The sequence below is a fragment of the Succinimonas sp. genome (assembly GCF_045225735.1).
In the GTDB taxonomy this organism is placed as follows: domain Bacteria; phylum Pseudomonadota; class Gammaproteobacteria; order Enterobacterales; family Succinivibrionaceae; genus Succinimonas.
The window spans coordinates 1-8145 of sequence record NZ_JBGVBR010000272.1 but is presented as its reverse complement, the minus strand read 5'-3'; the positions used below and the strand labels follow the sequence as shown (position 1 = coordinate 8145).

The 8145-nt window shown below is 52.6% G+C and carries 8 protein-coding genes; 5 read left to right on the top strand and 3 right to left on the bottom strand.

Annotated features, from left to right (window positions below):
* Positions 1-597 (top strand): Na+/H+ antiporter NhaC family protein (locus ACJROR_RS09875; protein ID WP_406546929.1); only part of this gene is annotated, 597 nt, incomplete at its 5' end.
* A 122-nt stretch (positions 598-719) separates the two neighbouring features.
* Here ACJROR_RS09875 and ACJROR_RS09870 read toward each other — a convergent pair.
* The 3 genes from ACJROR_RS09870 to ACJROR_RS09860 form a co-directional block, all read right to left on the bottom strand.
* The gene (locus ACJROR_RS09870) at positions 720-2231 is read right to left on the bottom strand and encodes a leucine-rich repeat domain-containing protein (RefSeq protein WP_406546928.1); all 1512 of its coding nucleotides are present in this window, start codon (positions 2229-2231) and stop codon (positions 720-722) included.
* 439 nt (positions 2232-2670) lie between these two features.
* Entirely contained in the window at positions 2671-4365 is a 1695-nt protein-coding gene (locus tag ACJROR_RS09865) for an FAD-dependent oxidoreductase (protein ID WP_406546927.1), read from the bottom strand.
* A 389-nt stretch (positions 4366-4754) separates the two neighbouring features.
* Positions 4755-5342, bottom strand: a complete 588-nt coding sequence (locus ACJROR_RS09860; protein ID WP_406038977.1) for a hypothetical protein — start codon at positions 5340-5342, stop codon at positions 4755-4757.
* A 404-nt stretch (positions 5343-5746) separates the two neighbouring features.
* On the opposite strand from ACJROR_RS09860, the gene ACJROR_RS09855 reads away from it, so the two are divergent.
* The 4 genes from ACJROR_RS09855 to ACJROR_RS09840 all read left to right on the top strand — a co-directional run bounded on the left by ACJROR_RS09855 (position 5747) and on the right by ACJROR_RS09840 (position 7956).
* Positions 5747-6193: a hypothetical protein gene (locus tag ACJROR_RS09855; RefSeq protein WP_406038975.1), complete on the top strand. Its 447-nt coding sequence runs from the start codon at positions 5747-5749 to the stop codon at positions 6191-6193.
* Between the two features lie 57 nt (positions 6194-6250).
* Positions 6251-6679, top strand: a complete 429-nt coding sequence (locus ACJROR_RS09850; protein WP_406038973.1) for a hypothetical protein — start codon at positions 6251-6253, stop codon at positions 6677-6679.
* A 212-nt stretch (positions 6680-6891) separates the two neighbouring features.
* Positions 6892-7332 carry a hypothetical protein gene (locus ACJROR_RS09845; RefSeq protein ID WP_406546926.1) on the top strand — a complete coding sequence of 147 codons (441 nt, stop codon included), beginning with the start codon at positions 6892-6894 and terminating at the stop codon, positions 7330-7332.
* A 198-nt stretch (positions 7333-7530) separates the two neighbouring features.
* Positions 7531-7956, top strand: coding sequence for a hypothetical protein (locus tag ACJROR_RS09840; RefSeq protein WP_406038969.1), 426 nt, complete (start codon positions 7531-7533; stop codon positions 7954-7956).
* Positions 7957-8145 lie beyond the last annotated feature (189 nt).

The following is an 8145-nucleotide window of genomic DNA, read 5'->3' as shown; positions in this document are numbered from 1 at the left end:
TTCATGATGAATGCTGTCAAGGGGGCGCAAAACATGCTGCCGGCTATCATTATCCTGATGCTGGCCTGGACTCTTTCCGGAATAACCCGGGAGTTTCTGGAGGCCCCGAAGTTTATCGCCTCTCTGGTTTCGGCTGATAACGGATTAGCAGTATCGCTTTTGCCGGCGCTTGCATTTATGCTGGCAGGTTTTCTGTCGTTTTCCATCGGTACCGCCTGGGGCGCCTTCGGCATCCTGATTCCCATCATCATCAGCATCTTCGAGGCGGTTTTTCCGGGGAATCCCGCGGATCTGTACATCATGCTGGCGGCAACTCTGGCGGGATCGGTGTTCGGGGATCATTGTTCTCCCATTTCGGATACCACCATTCTTTCCTCCGCCGGCGCCGGCTGCGACCATGTGAGCCATGTAAGCACTCAGCTTCCCTACTGCATGTTTATTGCCGGAGCGAGCCTTTTAGGGTATGTGACAGCGGGATTCACCAGAAGTCTTTCCTTAAGCCTTCTGGTCTCTCTCGCGGCTCTTATAGGAGGGCTTCTCTTCATAAGACGCCGGGCCCGGGGGAATCATCCTGCCGAGACAGCGGAAACTGCCTGACGCCTCTCCTTCAGAAAATGAAAAAGGCACTGTTTTCACAATGCCTTATTTTCAGTGATATTGCGGAGTTCCGGCTCGTTCCGATTACGAAATTGCTGCCGGAATTTCACCCGAAAAAGCGATTACTTCTGGGTGATCTTGACACCGGCGCTGGCAAAGCCCTTAAGCTGGGCATCGGTGAAGGCTCCCTTCTTCACGCTGAGATTCTTAAGTCCCGGAATGCTCTTGAGAGCCTCGATGGAGGTAATGCCTTCAGCCTTGGAAATGTCAGCGTACTGGAGCTTCTGACAGGCAGCGATGGCATCGAAGTTGCTGACCGTAACCGAGGTAAGTTCCAGAGAGGTCAGCTCCTTCATGCCGGAGAGGAAGGAGAGATCCAGCGCCTTGCCGGGATTAACCTCCTTGATGCGGAGCTTCTTAAGGGCGGAGAGCTCCTTGAGCTTATCCATGTTGGTCATGTTAAGAAGACCTTCCAGAGTAAGCTCGGTAAGCTTCTTAAGCCCCGTGGCAAATGACCCGTTTGCTTCAAAGTCGCAGCTCTTCCAGAAGTTGAACTCCAGCTTTTCAAGCTCGGTCATGGTGCCGATAAGCTCGGTATGGGTTACCGGCTGATTCTTAACGCAGCTGTGAATGAGCAGCGTCTTGAGATTGGTGGCATCCTTAAGCTGGGTGAAATCCACCGGAGCGCGCATGCTCCAGATCATAAACTCCTCAACGGAAGATCCCTTAACCGGAGAGTAATCCTTGATCTCCTCGGCAAAAACGGTCAGCTTCTTCAGTTTGGCGGCGTTCTTAACCCAGTCCAGGCTGGTAATGGCAGTCAGGCCGGTGGTGATTTCCTGCACCTGAGTCAGCGCGCCCAGGGTGTCATAATTGGCCCCCTTGGAAGCGTACACCTTGAGCTTCTTCAGGGCCGGAACCTTGGCAAGCGGGGTGAAATCAGCCACGGTGGCGCCGTACAGGCTGAGATCGTTCAGTTTCGGCAGATCCGCCAGCGGGGAGAGGTCGGCGATCTTGGATCCGGTAAGGTCAAGAGTGGTCAGGGCCGGGAGAACCTTCAGGGGAGACAGATCGTTAATGTCCATGGAGTTCAGGTGGAGGGTGGCCAGCTTCGGAGCTGCCGGAATGCCCTCAATGGACTTCACGTTCATGGAACCGGTAATGGTGGCATAGGTAAGATTGGTTAGAGGAGCCAGCCACTTAATGTTGTCCATGGCCTTGGACTTTACGTTAACCTGCTTGGCGCCGGTATATTTGCTGAGGAGCGAAAGATCCTTAACATTTTCGGCATCGATCTTAACATTGCTGGTTACCATGACATTTTTCAGGGGAGCAATGCTGGTAAGGGTTTTGCTGTCCACTGAGAGCTTGTTTACTGCCGGAAAAGCCTTCGCAATCTTTTCAAGATCGGCATCGCTGATATCCTTGAGATCCAGAGAAAGCTTGTCAGCCGGGATCTTGCCGGCGCCGGAAACAGCCTTGGCCACATCATCGTTATAGCCGTTTTTAATGACCACGCTGGTGCCGCTCAGCTTGCCGCTGGGAGCGGCCGGGGCGCTGGCTGCGAACGCATAAGATGATGCCATCAGAAGTCCGGCGGCCGCCAGGGCTCCGGTGAGTTTGTTAAATTTCATGATTATCCTCGTTAAAGTTCAATCGTCTCGCTGCAAAGTAAAGGTGTTTTCAAAAGCTTCGCGAGAGCGCTGTTACGACGACGCTGGCCTTTCCATAGCCCGGCCGCCGGAAAACGTTCCCTGTTTTACTATCAAATCCCCAAAAAATCAATGATTACCGCTGTTTCGGTTGTTGCCCCGGAGACATTGCCGCCCGGAAATAAGCGCTCCTGCCGCCAGACAGGAGAGACCGGGAGCGGAAGAAGCGGCGGCAGGCAGAATACCGGGACTCGGGGCAGAACAGGAAAAGCAGGGCGGAAGATGCCGGGAAGAGACGGAAAGGGGATCCCGGGATAATCTCAGACAGCAGTTTATCCCGGACAGGGAAATAGCTAAAACAAAACCCGCCAGATCAGGGCCGGCGGGTTTCTTCAGGTTCTCAGAAGGGCTGCTGTCAGACTCAGGCAGTCTTCAGGATGGCGGCGATTTCCGCAAGGTTCTTTTTCCCGAACACCGGCTTAAGCTCGCCGTCCTTTCCGGTAATAATGGTGCAGGGCACACTCATAACGCTGTACTTCGCCCGGAGATCCGGGAAGTGGGCGAGGTCGAACATTTCCGCAGTGATATTGCTGTTAAGGGTGGCCGCCCGCTGCGCTGACATCACGGTTTCCGGACACATGGTGCAGGACAGGGAGACAAATACCCGGATATTTACCGGATGATCCACCGCCATGACAGCGGCCCGGGTATCCTCGTCAACAGCCTGTCCGGAGCTCCCGGCATTGTAAATGGCTATCACAAAGGAATTAAGCTCGTGCCCGCCCGGAACGCCGTGGAAGTGAATATTGGAAGCCGGGCTGTGTTCCCCCGCGATCTCGAAGGAGGGCAGCATAAGTCCTTCCGGGGGAGCGCCGGCAGCGATCTCAGTCTTCACATTCTCGGAAACACCCTTAAGCTCCTCCAGGAAGGCCTCCATGGACTGGGAAAGAGCGCTGTCATTTCTGAAGAGCCGTACCGTAACCGGAGCGGTGAGCTTTCCGAACACCCCGGCAAGCTGGGCCTTGATCTGCGGCGTCAAAAGCTCTCCCGGAGCTGCAGCGGCTTCTTCCTCCTCGTGAGCAGGAGCTTCCGGCTTAGGAGCCGCGCTGCCGTGATCCTTGGGAGCAGGAGCGTTTTCATTAAAGACGGTGAGATCCGGAAGGTCGTACTTGCGATGGAGCTCCTCGGCTACCTTTTCGAGCGAGGTGGCGGCAATGGCGCCGTCGGCCACGGCGGTAACCACCTGCCGGAGATTCTTCACGCAGAGATCTCCCGCGGCATATACCCCGTCCACGGAGGTTTTATGATTCGCATCCGTGATCACGTAGCCGGCTTCGTCCCGGGCGATCTCCGGCGGCAGCCAGGCGGTATTGGGCACATAGCCGGCAAAGACAAAGACGCCGAAGTTGCCGCCGTCCTGAGCCCGGAATTCCCGGGTTTCGCCGGTTTTGGCATCCCGGAGCACAGCCCGGTCCAGAAGTCCGTCGCCGGAAACCTCCGTAACCTCGGTATTAAAAAGCACCGTGATCTTGTCGCAGTCATTAAGCTGATCCGAGACGGTCTTCGCGCAGGAAAACTCGTTCTTCCTGACGGCAATGGTCACGTGACTGGCATATTTGGTGAGGAAGATGCTTTCCTCCACCGCAGCAAAGCCGCCTCCGATTACCAGCACCTCCTTTCCGGTGAAGAACTCGCCGTCGCAGGTGGCGCAGTAGGCTACGCCCCGGCCCTGAAACTCCTGCTCACCGGCAAAGCCGATACGGCGGGGATTGGCCCCGGTTGCTATGATGATGCCCAGAGTCCGAAACTCGCCCCGGGAGGTGCGCACGGTCTTAATGTCGCCGTCGCAGGTAAAGCCCGTAACCTCGGCTGACAGGAACTCCGCCCCGAAATTCAAAGCCTGTTTTCTCATCACGGCGGTAAGGGAACGGCCCGAGGCCTGCTCCACTCCGGGGTAGTTCACCACCTCGGAGGTAATGGTGATCTGCCCGCCGATCTCGGCCTTTTCCACCACCAGCACCCGGTATTTAGCCCGAGCGGCGTAAATGGCCGCGGAAAGTCCGGCAGGGCCGCCGCCCACAATGACGGCATCAAAAAAATTCTTATCAGCTTCCATAGTGTCCTCATCTTATAGTTTGCCGCATATGGTTCAAACCATTATGCAATCGTTTTCAGCACAGTGAAAGTATACCGGAACGCAGGGACAATCCGAAACACCGGCTCTGAAAAATTGCGGCATGGCACCGGAATCTGGGGGAATGATTTTTAAGGAAAAAGGGCGTTTTCCGGAAAAGCCGATGAATGGATGAATGAAAGAAGATCCCGGAGTATTCTTCCAAAGGACATGCCCGATCTTTGGCAAGAGGGCGGATAAGAGAGGTAAAGGGGCAGAGAAAGGAGGGCAGCGAAAGACGGACGGAGAGGGGGAGTCAAAAACCGGAGCCCTGCTTAAGCTCCGGGAAAATCCCGGGGTCTGCTCATGAGTGTCCCGGGAAATCCTCTCTGTCAGGGATCGCAGTGAACCTCACCTTCGGCGCAGGTATAAATTGTCTTGCCGGTTCTGAAGGTGCAGCCTTTGGTAACGGGAGCCTCATTGCCGTTTACGGTGAATCCTACCATGGTTTCATAAGCGTCCTGAATGTCGTTCAATTCTGCCTCGATGTCCGCCACCTTCGGAATGCTTTCTTTATTGAATCTGGCGGTATCCTCCCGGGATACGGCTTTGGCCTTCTGGGCAGCCTCGGCGGCATCAATCAGCGCATGATCAAAGTCATAGCCCAGCTTGGAGAACAGATTCGTCCGGTAAATGGTGTCAAAAATGCACTTTTTGATGATTTCGCGGTCTTTCTCCTGCCATTTTTTTATCGCATCGTCATTCAGCTTCTTCACGGATATCAGCTTGCAGCTAAGCTTGGGAGCCTGAGACTGCGGCAGAAAGGTAAACACAAAATTCAGAGCATTGGTAACCGGGATGCAGATCTGATCCTGAGAGTTCTCCGTTGTAAGATCTGCGGCCGGAACAGCTGAAGCAGCCAGGTAAAACACCGATCCCATAAGAGCCGGAATGATTTTCTTAAAGCTTAAAAATTGCATGAGAGAGTACCTTTTAACAAGCCCGGACAGCCGGAACAGCTTTTGAGGAAGCCGGGGAAACAGGGAGGCGGGCAGAAGGAATCCGGCCCTGCAGCGAAAAACAGACTGCTGATATTGAAAAGTGTACCGGGAAAAACGCTGACATGAGAAAAATATCTGAAACCGGCATAAAAAACTGAGATCTGCTGCGGTTTTGCTTTTTCCGCCTGAGATCCTCCGCAGAGAGTCAGGTTCTGTTTAAACTGATAAGGAAAAGAATCTTTCCCCCGAAAACCCCCGGTAAGATGGTAAAATGATATGAGATGGTGTTCCGGGATTTTCCCTTAAATCACTGTCACGAAATCCTGCGGAATGCTTTGGAATTCCGGATTTCCCTGTTCTTGCCCCGCTGCCGGAGTTTTATCATGGATATTAAAGGAAATCTTATCTCCTATGGGCTGATGTTCGTTATGGTCAGCATTCCCGGGAGCATTTACCACTATTACAACCACTACCTGTTTTCAGACAAGGCGCTGGACATCACGGTAAAGGACGCCGTGGCCGATGCCATTTCTCAAAGCGGCCGGAACGATCTTGATGTCAGCGATATTACCGGACTTTCCTGTCTGGATCGCACCCGAGACCCTAAAAGCAAGACCCATACTTATGATTGCGCCGCCATGGCGCACCTTTCAGATGGCAAAAGCACTCCGATTTGCATTACCAGAACAAAGCATTACAAGAGCGTCAAAAAAAGAAGGTACTCTTCCCCGAAAAGAGTCAATAAAGCAATGGATGTAACCGTCAGTTTTTGCGGCATCGACAATAACATTAAGGGCTCCAGTCAGATCTCCCGGAAATGGTTCTTCTGATGCCGGAGCTCTGCCGAAACTGCGCCCCGAACGATTATTTTCATCAGGAAAAACCATATGGCATTCAGCAAACAGAAGATCATAACCTGCGTATTGCTCGCTCCCGTGATTGTCTATATTGGCTATCACGACTTTTATCTATTTTCCCGCGAAGGTGAAATAAGCACTGCTGAGAAAGCTGTCCGGGACGCCATCTCCGGCAGCGGACGCGCAGATCTCGAATTCAGCCGGATTTCAGGATATCACTGCAATATCCTGACCCAGAAGAAATTGGATAGAAAAGTCCGGACATACAGCTGTTCAGCATCAGCGGTATTCGCTGACGGAACAGCGGCGGAAGTCTCCATACAGAAAAAGGAATACACCAAGGCATACTACCGTCATGGCGACAAGAGCAAAACGCCTTACAAAATTGAGTTTACCGCAACTGTCCCTGGTCTCGGTTCGGACGTCCAGGGGAGATCGTCCATATCAAAGATTATTTGATCGTGGCTCTGAGTTCCCGCGGGGTTCCCGCCGCTCAGCTTCCGTCGGCGGCTCAGATGCCCGCGCCGTTTTTTATGAATGGTACCCCCCTGTCTTCTTGATCCGGATCGTGGCTTTGTCGCTGAGGATACTGAAAGAGATCTCCCGAAGCGACGGAATCAGAGATCTGAAAGAATCGCGTGCCTGACGTGTTCTTGTATCAGGAGAACTCCATGAAAGTCAATAAACTTGAGCTTGCAATCTGCGTTTTTTTAGCTCCCGTGTTTTTCGGCATTGGCTATAACGATATTTATCTCTTTTCCCGTGAAGGACAGATGGCCGTAATTGAGGATGCCGTCCAGGATGCCATCTCCAGCAGCGGACGCGAAGATCTCGAATTCAGCCAGATTTCAGGATATTACTGCGATGACCTGAACCGGAAGAAGCAGGATAATAAGATCCGGACATACAGCTGCGCAACATCAGCGGTATTTGCCAACGGAACATCGGCAAAGGTCTCCATACAGAAAAAGGAATACGCAAAAATGCACTCCCGGCGCGGCAAAAAGCACCGGGACGTTTACAAAATCGAGTTTACCGTAACTCTCCCTGATCTCGGCCCGGAATCTCAGTCGGAAGCGTCCATAACGAGCCTGTGCGGGTTATTGTTCTGAACTCCCTAACAGCTTCCTGCCGCTCTGACTCCATCGGAAGCTCTGATGCCCCTGCAGATGGTTTACAAATGACAAAACCCGTCTTCATGACTCGGCTCATGGCGCTCCGCTGAAGATCCTGAAAGAGGATACAAAAAGCGGACAGGGAGCTGAGACTGAAAAACTGATCCCGGACATATCTTCATCAGGAGAATCCCCATGTCTGTCAGCCAATGGAAATTCGTGTTACTAATGGTGTTCATTCCCGTGTTTTGCTTCCTTTTCTACCATGATCTTTATCTTTTTACCGTGGACGGAATGGCAGGCACAGTTGAGAAAGCCGTCCGGAGCGCCATCATAAAAAACAGACGTACGGATCTGGAACTAAGCCACGTTTCAGATTATCATTGTCCGCTGGTCTTTGGGCAACGGGATGAGGAAGTCCGTATACGCAATTGTTCGGCATCAGCTGTATTTACCAACGGCACATCAGCGGAAGTCTCCATTAAACAAAAGGAGTTCAGAAAGAAGTATTATTCTCACGGAAGAGAGGAAATGCAGTCCTACAAGATTATTTTTACCGTAACTATCCATGGCCGCGGCCCGGATTTCCAGGGAGAGGCGACCATATCCAAACTTTTCTGAACCGGAAATCCCAAATGCTTCACCGTAACTAAGGTTTCATCGGCATCTAAGATCCCCTTGCAGATGGTTTACGAATGGCAAAAACCGTCTTCATGATTCGGCTTATGGCATTACCGCTGAAAAACCTTAACCAAAGCGCACGGGAATCAGAGAAGCGAAAGAATAAGACACCGGACATATCTTCAGCAG